Genomic DNA, 17,207 nt, shown 5'->3' on the forward strand with positions numbered 1-17,207 from the left:
TCCCGTGACCTCTGCCGACCCCGGCGCGCCCGACGTCCCGCTCGCCCCGGGAACGCCGCCGGCGCTCCTCCGTGTCCGCGATGTCGCGATCGTGCACGACGGCGCGCACACCGCGGTACCGGCATCCGTCTCGTTCGAAGTCGCACCGGGTGAGGTCGTGCTCCTCCTCGGGCCGAGCGGATCGGGAAAGTCCACCCTCGCCCTCGCGACGAACGGGCTGATCCCCCAGGCAGTGCCGGCCGAACTGACAGGCACGGTGTCGGTCGCGGGCCTCGACGCGACGACGACGCCCGTGGCCACGCTCGCTTCGCGCGTGGGCATGGTCTTCCAAGACCCGGACGCGCAGCTCATCACGGGCACCGTCCTCGACGACGTCGCCTTCGGCCCCGAGAACCTGCGGCTCCCGGTCGACGAGGTCCTCGCCCGCACCGAGGCAGCGCTGCGTCGGATGGGCCTGTGGGAGAGGCGCCACGAGAACCCCGACCGCCTGTCAGGTGGGGGCAAGCAGCGTCTCGCCATCGCGAGCGCCCTGGCGCTCGGCTCCGACCTGCTCGTCCTCGATGAACCGACCGCCAACCTCGATCCGGCCGGCATCGAGGATGTCTACGATGCTCTCGCCGCCGTCGTCGCCGACGGGCGATCGATCCTCCTCGTCGAGCACAACCTCGACGCCGCCGTCACGCTCACCGACCGGGTCGTGGTGCTCGACGCCGACGGTCGCACGATCGCCGACGGCACCGTCGACGACGTCCTCCGCGAGCGCGCCGAGGAACTGCACGCGCTCGGCGTGTGGCTCCCCGTGTCGGCGACGGCAGCCCTCGCGCTGCGCCGAGCGGGCTGGAACCTCCCCCGCCTTCCGCTGACCCCGACCGAACTGCGCGAGACGCTCGAGGCGACCGCCCCTCCCGTGCCCAGGGCAGGTTCAGCGGCGCCGGACGGCCCGGAACGGGCCACCGACCTGCGCCTAGACCTGCACTCTGCACGCCCGGTGATCGAGGTGCGGGGGCTCACCCTCCGCCGCGGCCGACGCGAGGTGCTCCACGACGTCGACCTCACGATCACCGCGGGCGAGTTCGTCGCGGTCGTCGGGGCGAACGGGGCCGGAAAGACGAGCCTGCTGCAGGCGATCGCGGGGGTCATCCCGCCGCCACGCGGCGCGGTGCAGGTGGCGGGGACGGATGCCGCGCGCATCCCGCTCCGCGACCTCTCGAGACGCATCGGGTTCGTGTTCCAGAACCCCGAGCACCAGTTCATCGCACACACGGTCTTCGATGAGCTGGCTCACGGGCTTCACGGTCGGCACCTCACGGACGAGGCCATCCGCGAGCGGACGATGGAGGTCCTTACGAGATTCGGGCTCGAAGGCAAGGCCGACGTCCATCCGTTCCTGCTCTCGGGTGGCCAGAAGCGGCGGCTGTCGGTGGGGACCGCGCTGGTCGGCGGCGCCCCGATCCTCACGCTCGATGAACCGACCTTCGGGCAGGACCGCGCCCGCGCCGACGAGCTCCTGCGACTACTGCAGGGGCTCAACGACGACGGCACCACAATCATCGTCGTCACTCACGACATGCAGCTCGTCTCGGAGTACGCGACCCGTACGGTCGTCGTCGGCGACGGGCGCATCGTCGCCGACGCCCCCACACGGGACGTGTTCGCTGACGAGGCGCTGCTGCGCCGATCGGGCCTGCGCATCCCGCCGCTCGCCGCCGCACTGCGCGGCGTGAGGCGGCATCCGTCCCTCGCCGGAGTCACCCGCCTCGACGACCTCGAGGCGGCGCTCCGGTGACCGCCACGATCGATCCGTACGCCGTCGAGGCACCCTCACGCGGATTCCTCGCACAGCTGAGCCCGTTGGCGAAGCTTGCCGGGCCGCTCCCCGCCATGCTGCTGCTGATCTTCGCGCGGGACCTCGCGACCCCGGCCGCCTTCCTCGGCCTGGCGTACGTGCTTGTGCTCGCGGGGGCGCGCCTGACCGGCCGTATCTCGCTACTGCTGTTCGTCGCGGTCCCGGTCGGGGCCGCCGTGGTGGGCTTGGCACTGTCACTCTGGGCCGACCCCGCGCGGGTCGACCGGTCGGCGCCGCTCCTCTCCGTCGGCGACTGGACTCTCTACCTCGGCGCAGTCCAGATCGGACTCGCGACCGGGCTCCGGCTGGCCGCGATCCTCGCCCTCGGATTCGTCGCCGGGCTCACGACGACCGGACCTGACCTCGTCCGCGCGCTCGTTCAGCAGTTGCGGGTGCCCTATCGCATCGGTTACACGGCCCTCGCTGCCTTCCGGTTCGTGCCGCGCTTCGGGTACGAGCTCGAGGTCATCCGCCAGGCGCACCGCGTGCGGGGCGCGCACGCCGGCCGCGGCCCGTTCGCGGCGATCGCGCGGTGGTGGGGCTACATCGTGCCGCTGCTGGCAGGGGCGATCCGTCACGCCGAGCGCGTCGCGCTCGCGATGGACGCTCGTGCGTTCGGCGCCCACCCGGACCGCACCGAGCGATACCTCCTGCCCTGGCGTCGGCGCGACACCGTCTTCACGGGCGCGCTGTGGATCGCGTCTGCCGTGATTCTCATCGCCCTCTTTCCCTGGACCCTGTGATGAAAGGATGCCGATGGCCCGCGCCAGCGCACTCGTGAAGCCCGAGATGCAGGAGCTCCTGCATCTCACCGTCGTGCGCACCGAGCGCATCGCCCCGCACTGGATGCGCGTCACCCTCGGCGGGGGTGAGATCGACCGCTTCACCTTCCGCGGCTACGACCAGTGGTTCCGCCTGTTCCTGCCCGTCGGCGGCGAGGAGGGCCTCGACCGCATCCCGGCCAAGGCGAACGGGCTGCTGGGCTACCTCCGGTTCCTCCGCATCCCCGAGGGAGTCCGCCCCGTCATGCGCAACTACACCGTGCGTGCGTACCGCCCGGCATCCGCTTCCCGTGGCGCCGAGATCGATGTCGACTTCGTCCTGCACGGGCAGGGGGATGCCCCGGGTCCAGCGTCGGGATGGGCGGAGCGCGCGCAACCGGGCGAGAGCGTCGTCATCATCGACGAGGGCCTCGGGTTCAACCCCGCCCGCGGAGTCGATCGCGTCGTGCTCGTCGCCGACGAGACGGGCGCCCCCGCGGTGGCCGGCATCTGCGCCTCGCTGCCGGCATCCGCCACCGGCGTCGCCCTGATCGAGGCGCCGAGCGCCGAGGACGCACTCGACTTCGACTCCCCGGCCGGCGTCGACGTGCGCTGGCTCGTGCGCGACGCGGATGCCGCACCCGGCTCCCTCGCCCTCGCCGCGCTCGAGCGCCACGCCCCCGCCCCGGGCGCCCACCACTTCATCGTCGGCGAGCAGCACCTGCCGACCTCCGCCCGCCGCCACCTCGTCGCGCAGGGCGTCGACAAGGCAGCGATCAGCTTCATCGGCTACTGGCGCTCGACGACGGGACACTGACATGGGAAAGATCACCACCGCCTACCTGCTCACGTGCGCCGCGATCGGTGTCGCCTCGGGGATCGTGCTCGCCGTCGGATGGTGGGTGTCGCTCGGCTTGTTCGCCACCGTCCCCTTCGCGAGCGTCGCTATCGCGGGCCTGTGGGTCATGCCGGCGGTCATCGCGCTGCGCCTCCTCAACCGCCCGTTCGCTGGACTGCTCGTCGGAGTGATCTCCGGTCTCGTCCTCACTCCGTTCTGGACGATCTCGGCCGTCGCGACGACCGTCTTCTGGTCGCTCTTCCCCGAGCTCCCGTTCCTGGTGACGCTCTACCGGCGCTGGTCGACCTGGCTGCACTACGCCGGTGGTGCGGCCATCGGCATCGGGTATCCGATCCTCGCCGCCCAGTCGTTCGACCTGTGGTCGATGAGTCCGCTGCTCGTGGTGCTGTTCATCGGCCTCTGCGCCGTCAGCTGCGTGGTGGGGACATGGGCCGGCATCCTCATCGCCGACCGGCTGCGGGCCGCCGGTGTGGCCAGGCTGGCGCGACGGCGGGCTCCTCGGGCCTCCTGAAATCGGGCCTCGTGCCGCGAGGAACCCGGTGCTACTGTGAGGCAACTTTCCCGCAGGGCCCGACGCTCCCGATGCCGCAGGCCGCACCCGATCGCGGGAGCGGCTCGCGTTTCTGAGGAGGCCCGCGTGACCACGACACCCGTTCACCTGACCCGGCCGGACGGCAAGGGGCTCGCCGCCGGCACACTCGGCCTCTGGGGCTCGACCGTCATCGGCCTGGCCTCGACGGCGCCGGTCTATTCGCTCGTCGCGACGCTCGGCTACGTCGTCCTCGCCGTCGGCGGGCAGGCGCCGATCGCGTTTGTGATCGCGTTCATCCCGATGCTGCTCATCGCCTTCGCCTACCGCGAGCTCAACAACGCCGTCCCCGACTGCGGGACGGCGTTCACGTGGGCGACCAAGGCGTTCGGGCCGTGGGTCGGCTGGATGGGCGGGTGGGGCGTCGCGATCGCCGGCATGATCGTGCTCGCGAACCTCGCCCAGGTCGGCTCGGTGTACTTCTGGGCGCTCCTCGGGCAGGAGTTCGAGGAGCAGAACGACTGGCGCATCATCGTCGTCGCCGTCGCTTTCATCGCGGCGATGACCTGGATCTCGTGGCGCGGTGTCGAGATCGGCGAGCGCATCCAGAACGTGCTGCTCGGCATCCAGTACCTCGCCCTCATCGTCTTCGTCATCGCCGCCCTGACGCAGTTCTTCGCCGGCGACGCACCGGCGGCGACGCCGTTCAGCTGGGAGTGGCTGAACCCGTTCGCCTTCGGCGACTGGGGCGGGTTCGTCGAGGCGATCCTGCTCGCGATCTTCATCTACTGGGGCTGGGACACGTGCCTCGCCCTCAACGAGGAGACGAAGGACCCCAAGCGCATCCCGGGACTGGCGGCCCTGCTCACCTGCGTGCTCCTGCTCGTCACCTACGTCTCGGTCACGATCGCCGCGATGATGTACGCGGGCATCGGCGAAGAGGGCGGCGGGCTCGGCAATCCCGAGAACGCCGACGATTTCTTCCTCGGTATCCGCGACGGACTGCTCGGTCCGTGGGGGTGGCTTCTGGTGGTGGCGGTGCTCATATCGGCCGTGTCGTCGACGCAGACCACGATCCTCCCGACCGCCCGCGGCACCCTCGCGATGGGCGTCTATCGGGCGCTGCCCGCGAAGTTCAAGGACGTCCACCCCGACTACCGGACCCCGTCGTTCTCGACCCTCGTCATGGGCGTCGTCGCGATCGTCTACTACGTCGTGATGACGACGATCAGCGACGCGATCCTGCAGGACACGATCCTCTCCCTCGGCCTCGCGATCGCCTTCTACTACGCCATCACGGGGTACGCGTGCGTCTGGTACTTCCGGGCCGACCTCTTCCGCTCCGCGCGCGACTTCTTCTTCAAGGGACTGTTCCCGCTCATCGGCGCGCTCTTGCTGACGTACGCGTTCATCCAGTCGGCAATCGACATGCTGGCCCCCGACTACAGCTACTACGGCACGCTGCTCGGGGTCGGCTCGACGTTCGTGGTCGGCATCGGGGCGCTCGCGCTGGGCGCGGTGCTCATGGTCATCTGGTTCTTCTTCCCTCGGGCCAAGCGGTTCTTCCGCGGCGAGAGCCTCAACCGCGAAACCCCCGTCCTCGTCCCAGACGACACCAGCTCGCTCCCCCGTTCGATCGACGGCGGCATCTGACCGCCCGAAAGGAACCCCCGCATGCGCATCCTCATCATCGGCGCGGGCGGTGTCGGCAGTGCCGCCGCCCGCATCCTCCGCCGACGCGATTTCTTCGAGACCGTCGTCATCGCCGACTACGACCCGGCCCGTCCGCAGGCGCTCGTGGACGAGCTCGGCGACGAGCGCTTCGCCGCGGCGCAGGTGGATGCCTCGAACGCCGAGTCCGTGGCATCCCTCATCCGCGAGCACTCCGCCACCCACGTGCTGAACGCCGTCGACCCGCGCTTCGTCATGCCGATCTTCGACGGCGCCTTCGCCGCCGGGGCGACGTACCTCGACATGGCCATGAGCCTGTCGGAGCGGCATCCGGATCGCCCGTATGAGGAGGTGGGCGTCAAGCTCGGCGACGCGCAGTTCGCGAAGGAGCAGGAGTGGCAGGATGCCGGGCGCCTGGCGCTCGTCGGGATCGGCGTCGAGCCGGGCCTGTCGGACGTTTTCGCCCGCTACGCGGAGGATGAGCTGTTCGACGAGATCGACGAGCTGGGCGTGCGCGACGGCGCGAACCTCGTCGTCGCGGGGTACGACTTCGCGCCGTCGTTCTCGATCTGGACGACGATCGAGGAGTGCCTGAACCCGCCGGTCATCTACGAGGAGGGCAAGGGCTGGTACGTCACCGAGCCCTTCAGCGAGCCGGAGGTGTTCGACTTCCCCGACGGGATCGGCCCGGTCGAGTGCGTCAACGTCGAGCACGAGGAGGTGCTCCTCATGCCGCGGTGGACCAAGGCCAAGCGCGTGACATTCAAGTACGGCCTCGGCGACGAGTTCATCGAGGTGCTGCGGGTGCTCAACAAGCTCGGCCTCGACAAGACCGACCCGCTGACCGTGAAGGGGGTGCAGGTCTCACCGCGCGACGTCGTGGCGGCGGCCCTCCCCGACCCGGCCACCATCGGCGACAAGATGAGCGGTAAGACGTGCGCCGGCGTGTGGGTGACGGGAACCGGCAAGGACGGGCAGCCGCGCTCGACGTACCTTTACCACGTGGCCGACAACGAGCAGACGATGCGCGAGGACAACTCGCAGGCCGTCGTCTGGCAGACGGCGATCAACCCCGTCATCGCGCTCGAGCTGCTCGCCCGCGGCACGTGGTCGGGGACGGGCGTGCTCGGTCCCGAGGCGTTCGACGCGAAGCCGTTTCTCGAGCTGCTCGCCGCACCGAAGCCCGAGGGCTACGGCTCACCGTGGGGCATGCGGGAGCAGCCGCATCCCATCGCCAGCGAGGCCTGAGGAGGGGCGAGGTCCCGATCGGGCCGGGAAACGGGCGCGCATTCCCGGCCCGAACGGGACTTCGACAGCGGCTCAGCGCCGGTAGGTCGTGAGCGCGCGGTCGCGCGAGACCTGCGCGGTGAGCCCCTCTGCCTCGAGCAGGCCGACCGTTCGGCGCGACAGGGGTGGCAGGGCGGGGGTGCGGGTGAGTCCCACGAGCAGGGTGCGGTGCGTCGTGGCGGTCCGCACCTCGAGGCGCGCGTACTCGCCGCGCTCGCGCCAGCGGAGCAGATCGATGTCGCGGTAGGCGAACCGCTCCTCGCGCCCGGCGTTCGTGATGCGCACGTCAGAGGCGCCGAACGTGATCGTGTATGTCGCCGACCGGCGCTGGACGACGGCCCACAGAGCGAGGTAGGCGAGCCCCGCGAAGGGAAGCGCGACCAGGACGACGAGGGAGCGGGGCCCGAGCCGGGGGAAGACGTCCGAGAGGCCGATCAGCACGGCGATGACGGGGACGGCGGCGGCGATGATCGCGAGGACGATCCCCGCAGCGAGGCCACGCATCGACATCGACACCGCGCGGACCTCCACGGCGGCGCCTCCCGCCGGCGCAGCACGCCAATCGAGAGTCGACGGCGGCGATGGTCGCCGCCCGACCCGGATGCGGCCGAGGACGCGCCCGAGGAGGGCGATCCAGATCCACGCGGATGCCGGGGCGAGAGCGATCCCGCCGGCGACGACGACTGCGCGCAGCACCGGGGCGCCCTGCAGGTCGCCCCACGAGCCGACGGTGGCGAGCACGGCTCCCGCCGCGATCGCGACGACGACGTGGACGATCAGGCCCGCCGCACCGAGACGCTCGACCGCGCCGACGAAAGCAGCGCCGAGCGCCCATCCGCCGACGACGGCCAGCAGGATCGACCAGATGTCCAGGTCCGACGTCACGAGGACGACCGCCACGGCGAGGGCGAACAGGGCGAGTCCCGCCCCGAGGGCCACGACGGGGAACGCCCACGAGCGGCGATCGTCGGCGGCATCCCTCACGAGGGTCGATCGTACGGGGCAGCGACGGCGACGTCCCGATCCGGCCGGGAAACGCGTGCGCTCACCCGGCCCGATCGGGACCTCATCACGACGTCAGGTCAGGTCGACGGCGACCGACACACCCTCGGTCGCCGAGCGCTGCGCCGCGTCTGCCAAAAGCAGCGCGGCGCGGCCGTCGTCGAACGTCGGGCTCGCGGACTCCTCGCCGCGCACCAGCTTGAGGAACTCCGCCAGCTCGGCCCGGTACGAAGGGGTGTAGCGGGTGACCATGGATGCCTCGAACGGCGCACCGGCGGCGACACCGTTCGCGTTCGACAGGCTCACGAGGCTCGTGCCCTGGTTGGCGACGGTCAGGTCGCCGTCGCTGCCGTAGGCCTCGATGCGCTGGTCGTACCCGGTCGTGCTGTGGCGCGAGTTGATGATCGTGACGAGCGCACCCGAGGCGGACTTGAGGATGGCGGTGGTCGTGTCGAAGTCGCCGTGCTCGCGGGCGCCGTCGTCGAAGGTCGTCGTGCCGAAGGCGGTGACCTGCACGATGTCGGGCAGGAAGTAGCGCGCCATGTCGAAGTCGTGGATCGTCATGTCGCGGAAGATGCCGCCCGACACGGCGACGTACGACGCCGGCGGCGCCGAAGGGTCGCGGCTGATGATCGTCAGCTGCTCGAGGCGGCCGATCTCGCCCGCAGCGACGCGCGAACGCGCCGTGTGGAAGCCGGGGTCGAACCGGCGGTTGAACCCGAGCGCGACGGGCACACCGGCGGCGGCGACCACGGGACGGAGCGCCTCGACGCGGGCGATGTCGAGATCGATCGGCTTCTCGCAGAGGACGGGGATGCCGGCCTCCACTGCGGCGCGGATCAGGTCGACGTGCGTGGGGGTCGGCGAGGCGACGAGCACCGCGTCGACCTCGCCCGAGGCGAAGACCTCGGCGGGATCGGTCGTGGTCTTCCCGCCGTACTGGGCGGCGAGCCGCTCGGCACCGTCGATGAACGGGTCGGCGATCCACGCGAGCTCGGCGTCGGGTGAGGCGGCGATGCTCGCGGCGTGCACCTGACCGATGCGTCCGGAGCCGAAGAGTCCGAAGCGGACGGGGGTGGCGGTCATGTCGTTCCTGTTCGTCGAGAGAGGGATTCGGTGTCAGACCCAGGCGCGCAGGGCGTCGCGGTTGGTGACCTGATCGGCGGAGCGGGCGGCGACGAAGGCGTCGAGGGCGACGTCGGGTCCGTTGAGCACGTCCTGCTCGACGACGACCCAGCCCTCGTACCCGCGGGCGTCGAGGGCGGTCATGACGGCGGCGAGGTCGATGTCGCCCTGGCCGAAGGCGACGAACGAGCCGCCCGACCAGACCTCCGGCATCCCCCCGCCTGCGGCGAGGACCCGTCGGAGCGCGGCGAGGTCGACGTCCTTGAGGTGCAGGTGGTTGATGCGGTCGCCCCAGCGCTCGACGGCGGCGAGCGGATCGCCGCCCGCGATGAAGAGGTGTCCGGTGTCGAGGGTGAGGTCGACGTCGGTGTCGGCGACGAACCGGTCGATCTCGTCGGGCGACTCGATGAAGGTCCCCGCGTGGTGGTGGAACGTCGGCTCGAAGCCGGCGCCCCGGACGATGCGCGCGGCGCGGGCGACGTTGTCGGTGAGACGGCCCCAGGCATCCGTGTCGAGCCGGTCGACCTCGGCGCCGCGACCCGGGGCACCGCGGCGGAGCGACGACCCGTCGTCGGCGAGCGTCGGAAGCGGCAGGGGGCCGGCGCCGGCCTCGGCACCCGCCGAGAACTGGCGGAGCGCCGCGCGCAGGTCGGGCAGGGCGGCGGCGAAGGCGTCGTCGTCCGAGAACGGCAGCTGGACCCAACCGCCGGCGAGCCCGAGGCCGAACCGCTCGAGGCGGCCCCGGAGGGCGGCGTCCTCACCGAGGAACCCGAGGGGGCCCAGGTCGATGCCGGCGTAGTCCGCCTCGGCGAGCGCCGCCATCATCGCGTCGGCCGAGATCGTCTCGGCGCCCTCCGGGGTGAGCTCGAAGACACCGAAGCTGACCGGAGCGCCGGCGACGACCGCCTTCATCGCTGACCTCCGCCGAGGAGTGGGCGCTGCGCGGCGCGTTCGCCGACGTAGGCCTCGCGGGCCTGCTGCGTGGACTCGATGGTCGACACCTCCGGGACGGGCACGTCCCACCACCCGGCGTTGTCGGGTGCGTAGACGAGCGGATCGCTGTTGATGTGGATGAACGTCGACCGATCGGATGCCTTCGCGGCGGCGACGGCGGCGGTCAGGTTCGCCGCGGCATCCGGTCCTTCCGCGATCTCGACGACCTCGAGACCGTAGCTGCGGGCGTTCATCGCGAGGTCGACGGGGAGGACGTCGCCACCCTGGAAGTTCTTCGCCGCCGCGTCGTAGGTGCGGTACTGCGTGCCGAAGCGTTGCGAGCCGACTGTCTCGGAGAGGTGACCGATCGAGGCGAAGCCGTGGTTCTGGATGAGGACCACGATGATCTTGATGCCCTCGGCGACCGCCGTGACGAGCTCGCTGTTGAGCATCAGGTACGACCCGTCGCCCACCATGACGACGACGTCGCGGTCATCCCCCGCAGCGACGAGCCCGCGCTTCGCGCCGAGCCCGCCGGCGATCTCGTAGCCCATGCACGAGAACGCGTACTCGACGTGGTAGCCGAGCGGGTCCCGCACGCGCCACAGCTTGTGGAGGTCGCCGGGGAGCGATCCGGCAGCCTGCACGATGACGTCGCGCGGGTCGGTCGCGGCGTGCACGGCGTGGATGATCTCGGGCTGGCCGGGACGGTCGGCACCCGACGGCGCGAACGCGCGGTCGACGATCTCGTCCCACTCGGCCTTCAGCCGGGCGATCTGCTCGGCGTGGTCGGCGGTGACGCGGAAGCCCTCGAGGTCCCGCGTGAGCGCGACCAGTGCTTCGCGGGCATCGGCGATGACGGGCAGCTCCGAGCCGTGCTTGTAGGCGTCGAAGGCGGCGACGTTGATGTTGACGAAGACGACGTCCGGGTTCTGGAAGGCCGTCCGCGACGCGGTGGTGAAGTCGCTGTAACGGGTGCCGATCCCGATGACGACGTCGGCCTCGGCCGCGAGCCGGTTCGCGGCGAGCGAGCCCGTCGCGCCGACGCCGCCGAGGTACTGCGGGTGGTCCCACGCGAGGGATCCGCCGCCGGCCTGGGTCGTGCCGACGGGGATGCCGGTGGCCTCGACGAACGCGCGGAGCTGCTCCTCCGCCTCGGAGTAGATGACCCCACCGCCGGCCACGATGAACGGGGTCTTCGCCGAGCGGATCGCGGCGACCGCGCGCTCGAGAGGTCCGCGCTCGGGGAGCGGACGGCGGATGTGCCACTCGCGGTCCTGCAGGAACTCGATGGGCACATCGAGCGCCTCGGCCTGCACGTCCTCGGGGAGGGCGATCGTGACGGCGCCCGTCTCGGCGGGGTCGGTCAGCACCCGCATCGCGGCGAGCGCGATCGAGTAGAGCTGCTCGGGCCGCTGCACGCGGTCGAAGAACTTCGAGAGCGGGCGGAACGCGTCGTTGACCGTGAGCCCGATGTCCCATGGCTGCTCGAGCTGCTGCAGCACGGGGTCGGCGACACGGGTCGCGAACGTGTCGCTCGGCAGGAGGAGCGCCGGAAGGCGATTGGTCGTCGCGAGCGCGGCTCCCGTGAGCATGTTGGCCGCGCCCGGACCGACGGATGCCGCGGCCGCATACGTGCCACGGCGACGGTGCATCCGCGCGTAGCCGACGGCCTGGTGCACCATCGCCTGCTCGTTGCGGGCCTGGTGATACGGCATGAGGTCGGGATCGTGGACGTTCAGCTGAGTGAGCGCCTGGCCGATGCCGGCGACGTTGCCGTGACCGAAGATGCCGAAGACCCCGGGGATCGTGCGCTCGCGCACGTCGCCGTCGACCGTCCACTGGTGGGCCAGGAACTCGATGAGCGCCTGGCTGACCGTCATCCGCTTCGTCTCTGCCATCAGGATCGGCCTTCCTCGGTCGGGTACGGGAGCCGCGGATCGACGTCCTGCTCCGTCCAGGTGTCGCGGACCCACGCGTGCGCGGGGTCGTCGCTGATGAGCCACGCCCGGTCGGGGTCGGGCCCGGCCATGACGTTCAGGTAGTACAGGTCGTATCCCGGCGCGGCGACGGCGGGCCCGTGGTACCCGAACGGCACGAGGGCGATGTCGCCCGTCCGCACCATCGCGGCGATGTCGATTTCGCCCGCGGGCGAGGAGTAGGTGCTGAACATCCCAAAGGCACTGTCCTCGGCGGCCGCCGACCCTGCGACCGGCGCCGACTCGAAGTAGTAGATCTCCTCGAGGCGCGACTCGTGCCCCGGGACGTGCTCGTCGTGCTTGTGCGGCGGGTACGACGACCAGTTGTCGGCCGGGGTGATCACTTCGCAGACGATCAGGCGGTCGGCATCCAGCGCCTGCGGCGTCCCGAAGTTGTGCACCTGTCGGCTCGACGATCCCGCGCCGCGCAGCTCGACGGGGGTCTCCGCCGCGGCGATGTGGCGCCACGGAAGGCGGACGGATGCCGGGGCCTCCGCGACGGCCACGCGACCGCGTCCTGTGAGCGTCGCCGTCCGTCCGACCGGGAGGTAGAGCACGTCGGTCGGGCCGTCGAAGACCGACCGACGACCCTGCAGCGTCGTCCGTGCGCTGTCGTCGCCGTCTGCATGGTCGACCTCGAACGAGCCCGCGAGCGGCACGATGATGCGCTCGACGTCGGTCTCGGCCAGCTCGACGGCATCGCCGTCCGCGAGGTCGGCGACACGGATGCCGGTGTGCTGCCAGCCGGGGGTGCCCCGGTCGACGACGCTCTCCCAGCCGTCTGCGGCGAGGTCGCCGCGGCGGTGGAACCAGGTGTTCTCGATGCTCATCTTCGCGCTCTCGGGATGCCGCCGCCGGGCGGCGTGCGATCAGGTGTTCTGGGGGAAGCCGAGGTTGATGCCGCCGTGCTCGCCGAGGGCACGCGTGGCGGGGTCGAGCCACCGGCTGGTGATCGCCTTCTCACGGGTGAAGAAGTCGAACCCGTGGACACCGTACGCTTTCGCGTCGCCGAACAGCGACTTCTTCCAGCCGCCGAACGAGTGGTACGCGACGGGGACGGGGATCGGCACGTTGATGCCGATCATGCCGACCTGCACCTCGTGCTGGAACCGGCGCGCGGCGCCGCCGTCGTTGGTGAAGATCGCGGTGCCGTTGCCGAACTCGCCCGAGTTGATGAGCGCGAGGCCCTCGTCGTAGCTCTCGACGCGGACGACCGAGAGGACGGGTCCGAAGATCTCCTCCGTGTAGGCGCGGGAGGTCGTCGGGACGTGGTCGAGGAGGGTGGGTCCGAAGAAGAACCCGTCCTCGTGGCCGTCGACCGTGAACCCACGGCCGTCGACGACGACCGTCGCGCCGTCGGCCTCGGCGATGTCGACGTAGGAGGACACCTTGTCGCGGTGGACGTCGGTGATGAGCGGCCCCATGTCGGGCTCGACGCCGTCCTGGCCCGCGCCGTTGCCGATACGGAGCTTCGCGATGCGCTCGCTCACCTTGGCGATCAGCTCGTCGGCGACCGGCTCGACGGCGAGGACGACGCTGATCGCCATGCACCGCTCGCCCGCCGCGCCGAAGCCCGCGTTGACCGCCTGGTCGGCGACGAGGTCGAGGTCGGCGTCGGGGAGCACGAGCATGTGGTTCTTCGCGCCGCCGAGGGCCTGCACGCGCTTGCCGTTGCGCGATGCGGTCTCGTAGATGTACTGCGCGATCGGAGTCGAGCCGACGAACGAGATCGACTGCACGACGGGGCTGTGCAGCAGCCCGTCGACGGCGAGCTTGTCGCCCTGCAGCACCGTGAAGACGCCAGCCGGCAAGCCCGCCTCCGCCCACAGCTCGGCGAGCCAGAGCGCGGCCGACGGGTCCTTCTCGCTGGGCTTGAGGACGACCGCGTTGCCGGCTGCGATCGCGATCGGGGCGAACCAGAGCGGCACCATGACGGGGAAGTTGAAGGGCGAGATGACGCCGACGACGCCGAGGGGCTGTTTGATCGAGAAGACGTCGACGCCGGTCGACGCGTTCTCGGAGTACGCGCCCTTGATGAGGTGCGGGAACCCTGTTGCGAGCTCGACGACCTCCTGGCCGCGGAGGATCTCGCCCATGGCGTCGGAGACGACCTTGCCGTGCTCGCTCGTGATGAGCTCGGCCAGCTCGCCCTTGCGTGCGTTCAGCAGCTCGCGGAACGCGAAGAGCACGCCCTGACGCTTCGCGATCGAGAACGCGGACCACACGCGGAAGCCCTCTTCGGCCGCGGCGATCGCCTCGTCGATCTCGGCCTGGTCGGCCAGGGCGACCTCTGCCTGCACCGCGCCCGTCGCCGGGTTGTACACCGGAGCCGTCCGCCCGCTCGTCGAGGCACGGTGCGCGCCGCCGATCCAGTGGCCGATGACGCGGGTCTGGGTGGAGAGGGTGCTCATGAGTGTTCCTTCGTGACGAGGGAGGAGTGGACGAGACCGGCCGCGATGTCGACCGCAGCCGCGGTGTCGCCGTCGGGCGGGTAGAGGAGGGTCCGGCCGACGGTGAGTCCGCGGACACCGGGGAGCGCGAGGGCATCCTGCCATGAGGCGAAGGTGGTGTCGGGGTCCTCCCCCGAGTCCCCGCCGAGAAGCAGTGTCGGGAGGGTCGTGGCCGCCATGACCCGCTCCATGTCGGGCACGACGGGCAGCTTCATCCACGTGTACGCGCTCGACCCGCCGAGGCCCGACGCGATCGCGACCGACAGGACCACGGCATCCGTCGACAGGTCGTTGACGATGCGGCCGTCTCGCCACGAGCTCATGAACGGCTCGAGCATGATCGGGATGCCGGCGCCCGCCGCCGCGGTCACGGCGTGCGCCGTCGCCTCGAGGGTCGCGGCCGTCGCCGGGTCCTCGAGGTTGATGCGCATGAGCACCTTCGCGAAGTCCAGGTTCGCGGAGATCATCGAGGGCACGTCGTACGCGCCGTAGCGGTCGTCCATCTCGAAGGAGGATCCCCGGAGGCCGCCGCGGTTCATCGAGCCGACGACGATCTTGCCGTCGAGCAGGCCCAGGGCGGCGAGGTCGTCGATCACATCGGGGGTGCCGAGGACACCGTCGACCCCGGGGCGGCTGAGCGCGATGGCGAGGCGCTCGATCAGTTCGTAGCGGTCGGCCATGGCCGCGGCATCCGACCCCACGGCCAGTGCACCGCGCGCGGGATGATCCGCGGCGACGATGAAGAGGCGGCCGTCGCCGGTGTCGAGGTGGCGCCGGGTGCGGGTCGCGACAGCGTGCCGGATCGCCTCGGGGTCGAAAGCGCGCAACTCGCGCAGACGCGCGAAGGCGGCCTCGCTGATGACTCGGTCGCTCATGTCGCGCTCCCCGCGCTCAGGATCGCCTCGACCTCGTCGGTCGTCGGCATCGCCGTCGAACATTCCAGGCGCGACGCCACGATGGCGCCGGCCGCATTCGCGAAGCGGAGGATCCGCTCCAGGTCCCAGCCGAGCAGCAGGCCGTGACAGAGGGCACCGCCGAACGCGTCTCCGGCGCCGAGCCCGTTGACCACGTCGACGGGATGCGGCGGCGCGACGACGGTCTCGGTGCGGGTCTTCGCGAGGACGCCCTCGGGTCCCTGCTTCACGATCGCCAGCTCGACGCCGCGCTCGAGCAGGGCGTCGGCCGCCCGCATCGGGTCGGTCTCGCCGACGGCGACCTCGCACTCCTCGCGGTTGCCCACGGCGACCGTCACGTGCTCGAGGGCGGCGGACACCTGCGCGCTCGCCTCGGCGGGGTCGGGCCAGAACATGGGCCGGTAGTCGAGGTCGAGGACGGTGTGGCGCGCGCGGCCGCGCCGACGCAGGGCGTCGAAGTGGGTGGAGCGGCTCGGCTCCTGGCTGAGGCCGGTGACCGTGAGCCAGAAGATGGATGCCTCCACCAGCACGTCGTCCGGCAGCTGGTCGGGCGTCACCTCGAGGTCCGGCGCCTTCGGTTCGCGGTAGAAGTACAGCGGGAAGTCGTCGGGCGGGAAGATCTCGCAGACGGTGAGCGGCGTCTTGTAGGTGCCGTCGACGGCGACGAGCGTCGGGTCGACCGAGAGGCGGTCCAGTTCGGCGCGGAGGTAGCGGCCGAACGGGTCATCGCCGACGCGCGAGACGAGCGAGACGTCGTGCCCGTAGCGGGCGGCTGCGACGGCGACGTTGGCCGCGCTTCCGCCGAGGAACTTGCCGAACGACGAGACCTCTTCGAGGCCGACACCGATCTGCAGCGGGTAGATGTCGACGCCGAGACGGCCGAGCGACAGGACCTCGGGGGCGGTGGCGCGAGAGGTCATCCGGCGGTCGTGTCTCGAGGCGCGAACATGTCCTAACAATAACACATAGACAAATCCGGAAGCCAGGACGGATGTGCCGTTAGCCTGTCACGTGATGTTGTCGGTACAAACGCCGACGACACCCGTCATCCATCAGAAGGAGTGTGAGGGCTGTGGTCGATGCCGACACCTACTGGCCCGCGGAACTCTTCACCGACCTCGACCGCACCGGTCCCGTGCCGCTGTATTTCCAGGTGTCCAGTCGGCTTGAAGCCGCCATCCACTCCGGCGCGATCCCGGCCGGCGGACGCCTCGAGAACGAGATCGCGATCGGCCAGCGCCTCGGCCTCTCCCGCCCCACCATCCGACGTGCGATCCAGGAGCTCGTCGACAAGGGCCTCCTCGTGCGACGCCGGGGCATCGGCACGCAGGTCGTCCAAGGGCAGGTGACGCGAGCGGTCGAGCTGACGAGCCTCTACGAGGACCTCAAGAACTCCTCGCACGTCCCCGCGACCCGCGTCCTCGGGCACGAGGTCATCCCGGCCACCGACGTCGTCGCCCACAGCCTCGGCCTGACGCCCGGCGATGACGTCCTCTTCGTCCGTCGGCAGCGGAGCACCGACGGGGTGCCCGTCGCCGTGCTCGAGAACTACCTGCCGCCGGAGTTCGCCGACATCACCCGCGAGCAGCTCGAAGAGCACGGCCTCTACGAGATCCTTCGCGCGCGCGGCATCACCATCCGCGTCGCCAAGCAGAAGATCGGCGCCCGCAGCGCGCGCGGCGACGAAGGCGAACTCCTCGACATCGACACCACGGGGCCTGTCCTCACGATGGAGCGCGTCGCGTTCGACGACTCGGGCCGCGCCTTCGAGTACGGCCACCACTGCTACCGCCCCGACCTCTACAGCTTCGAGACGACGCTCGTCGCGAAGTAAGAGGCCGCACGCGATCG

15 protein-coding genes are annotated in these 17,207 nt (G+C 70.8%); 7 read left to right on the top strand and 8 right to left on the bottom strand.

Annotated elements, in window-relative coordinates; translation table 11 throughout:
• Positions 1–4 precede the first annotated feature (4 nt).
• The 6 genes from AC4NN1_RS14265 (at position 5) to AC4NN1_RS14290 (ending at position 6,914) form a co-directional block, all read left to right on the top strand.
• Complete coding sequence (locus tag AC4NN1_RS14265) at positions 5–1,786, top strand: ABC transporter ATP-binding protein (protein ID WP_018187953.1); 1,782 nt, start codon at positions 5–7, stop codon at positions 1,784–1,786.
• The gene (locus AC4NN1_RS14270) at positions 1,783–2,589 is read left to right on the top strand and encodes an energy-coupling factor transporter transmembrane component T family protein (protein WP_363456046.1); all 807 of its coding nucleotides are present in this window, start codon (positions 1,783–1,785) and stop codon (positions 2,587–2,589) included. The genes AC4NN1_RS14265 and AC4NN1_RS14270 overlap by 4 nt, the downstream gene beginning before the upstream one ends.
• Before the next feature lie 13 nt (positions 2,590–2,602).
• Positions 2,603–3,424 carry a siderophore-interacting protein gene (locus tag AC4NN1_RS14275; protein ID WP_491955696.1) on the top strand — a complete coding sequence of 274 codons (822 nt, stop codon included), beginning with the start codon at positions 2,603–2,605 and terminating at the stop codon, positions 3,422–3,424.
• Position 3,425: 1 nt separating this feature from the next.
• Complete coding sequence (locus AC4NN1_RS14280; protein ID WP_363456042.1) at positions 3,426–3,977, top strand: ECF transporter S component; 552 nt, start codon at positions 3,426–3,428, stop codon at positions 3,975–3,977.
• A gap of 126 nt (positions 3,978–4,103) precedes the next feature.
• Complete coding sequence (locus AC4NN1_RS14285; RefSeq protein ID WP_491955697.1) at positions 4,104–5,648, top strand: APC family permease; 1,545 nt, start codon at positions 4,104–4,106, stop codon at positions 5,646–5,648.
• Positions 5,649–5,669: 21 nt separating this feature from the next.
• Positions 5,670–6,914, top strand: a complete 1,245-nt coding sequence (locus tag AC4NN1_RS14290) for a saccharopine dehydrogenase family protein (protein ID WP_491955698.1) — start codon at positions 5,670–5,672, stop codon at positions 6,912–6,914.
• 72 nt (positions 6,915–6,986) lie between these two features.
• On the opposite strand, the gene AC4NN1_RS14295 is transcribed toward AC4NN1_RS14290, so the two are convergent.
• From AC4NN1_RS14295 to iolC, 8 genes are all read right to left on the bottom strand, one after another.
• Entirely contained in the window at positions 6,987–7,937 is a 951-nt protein-coding gene (locus tag AC4NN1_RS14295) for a hypothetical protein (protein WP_491955699.1), read from the bottom strand.
• Positions 7,938–8,030: 93 nt separating this feature from the next.
• Positions 8,031–9,041, bottom strand: coding sequence for an inositol 2-dehydrogenase (iolG, locus tag AC4NN1_RS14300; protein WP_020097700.1), 1,011 nt, complete (start codon positions 9,039–9,041; stop codon positions 8,031–8,033).
• 33 nt (positions 9,042–9,074) lie between these two features.
• Positions 9,075–9,992, bottom strand: coding sequence for a sugar phosphate isomerase/epimerase family protein (locus AC4NN1_RS14305; protein WP_491955700.1), 918 nt, complete (start codon positions 9,990–9,992; stop codon positions 9,075–9,077).
• Positions 9,989–11,914, bottom strand: a complete 1,926-nt coding sequence (iolD, locus tag AC4NN1_RS14310; RefSeq protein ID WP_491955701.1) for a 3D-(3,5/4)-trihydroxycyclohexane-1,2-dione acylhydrolase (decyclizing) — start codon at positions 11,912–11,914, stop codon at positions 9,989–9,991. The genes AC4NN1_RS14305 and iolD overlap by 4 nt, the downstream gene beginning before the upstream one ends.
• Positions 11,914–12,822, bottom strand: a complete 909-nt coding sequence (gene iolB, locus AC4NN1_RS14315; protein WP_491955702.1) for a 5-deoxy-glucuronate isomerase — start codon at positions 12,820–12,822, stop codon at positions 11,914–11,916. The genes iolD and iolB overlap by 1 nt, the downstream gene beginning before the upstream one ends.
• 39 nt (positions 12,823–12,861) lie before the next feature.
• Positions 12,862–14,403, bottom strand: coding sequence for a CoA-acylating methylmalonate-semialdehyde dehydrogenase (locus tag AC4NN1_RS14320; protein ID WP_018187942.1), 1,542 nt, complete (start codon positions 14,401–14,403; stop codon positions 12,862–12,864).
• Positions 14,400–15,317: a Cgl0159 family (beta/alpha)8-fold protein gene (locus tag AC4NN1_RS14325; RefSeq protein WP_018187941.1), complete on the bottom strand. Its 918-nt coding sequence runs from the start codon at positions 15,315–15,317 to the stop codon at positions 14,400–14,402. The genes AC4NN1_RS14320 and AC4NN1_RS14325 overlap by 4 nt, the downstream gene beginning before the upstream one ends.
• Entirely contained in the window at positions 15,314–16,276 is a 963-nt protein-coding gene (iolC, locus tag AC4NN1_RS14330; RefSeq protein ID WP_018187940.1) for a 5-dehydro-2-deoxygluconokinase, read from the bottom strand. The genes AC4NN1_RS14325 and iolC overlap by 4 nt, the downstream gene beginning before the upstream one ends.
• Before the next feature lie 152 nt (positions 16,277–16,428).
• Here iolC and AC4NN1_RS14335 point away from each other — a divergent pair, with 152 nt between their 5' ends.
• A complete protein-coding gene (locus tag AC4NN1_RS14335) occupies positions 16,429–17,190 on the top strand; it encodes a GntR family transcriptional regulator (RefSeq protein WP_116227882.1) in 762 nt (253 codons plus the stop codon).
• Positions 17,191–17,207 lie beyond the last annotated feature (17 nt).

Source organism: Microbacterium sp. MDV22-iso44, assembly GCF_058629135.1.

Excerpts from the sequence above, each read along its gene's own strand:
- AC4NN1_RS14275 (WP_491955696.1), top strand. The coding sequence starts at position 2,603 with ATGGCCCGCGCCAGCGCACTCGTGAAGCCCGAGATGCAGGAGCTCCTG.
- AC4NN1_RS14280 (WP_363456042.1), top strand. The coding sequence starts at position 3,426 with ATGGGAAAGATCACCACCGCCTACCTGCTCACGTGCGCCGCGATCGGT.
- AC4NN1_RS14290 (WP_491955698.1), top strand. The coding sequence starts at position 5,670 with ATGCGCATCCTCATCATCGGCGCGGGCGGTGTCGGCAGTGCCGCCGCC.
- iolG (WP_020097700.1), bottom strand. The coding sequence starts at position 9,041 with ATGACCGCCACCCCCGTCCGCTTCGGACTCTTCGGCTCCGGACGCATC.
- AC4NN1_RS14305 (WP_491955700.1), bottom strand. The coding sequence starts at position 9,992 with ATGAAGGCGGTCGTCGCCGGCGCTCCGGTCAGCTTCGGTGTCTTCGAG.
- iolD (WP_491955701.1), bottom strand. The coding sequence starts at position 11,914 with ATGGCAGAGACGAAGCGGATGACGGTCAGCCAGGCGCTCATCGAGTTC.
- iolB (WP_491955702.1), bottom strand. The coding sequence starts at position 12,822 with ATGAGCATCGAGAACACCTGGTTCCACCGCCGCGGCGACCTCGCCGCA.
- AC4NN1_RS14320 (WP_018187942.1), bottom strand. The coding sequence starts at position 14,403 with ATGAGCACCCTCTCCACCCAGACCCGCGTCATCGGCCACTGGATCGGC.
- AC4NN1_RS14325 (WP_018187941.1), bottom strand. The coding sequence starts at position 15,317 with ATGAGCGACCGAGTCATCAGCGAGGCCGCCTTCGCGCGTCTGCGCGAG.
- iolC (WP_018187940.1), bottom strand. The coding sequence starts at position 16,276 with ATGACCTCTCGCGCCACCGCCCCCGAGGTCCTGTCGCTCGGCCGTCTC.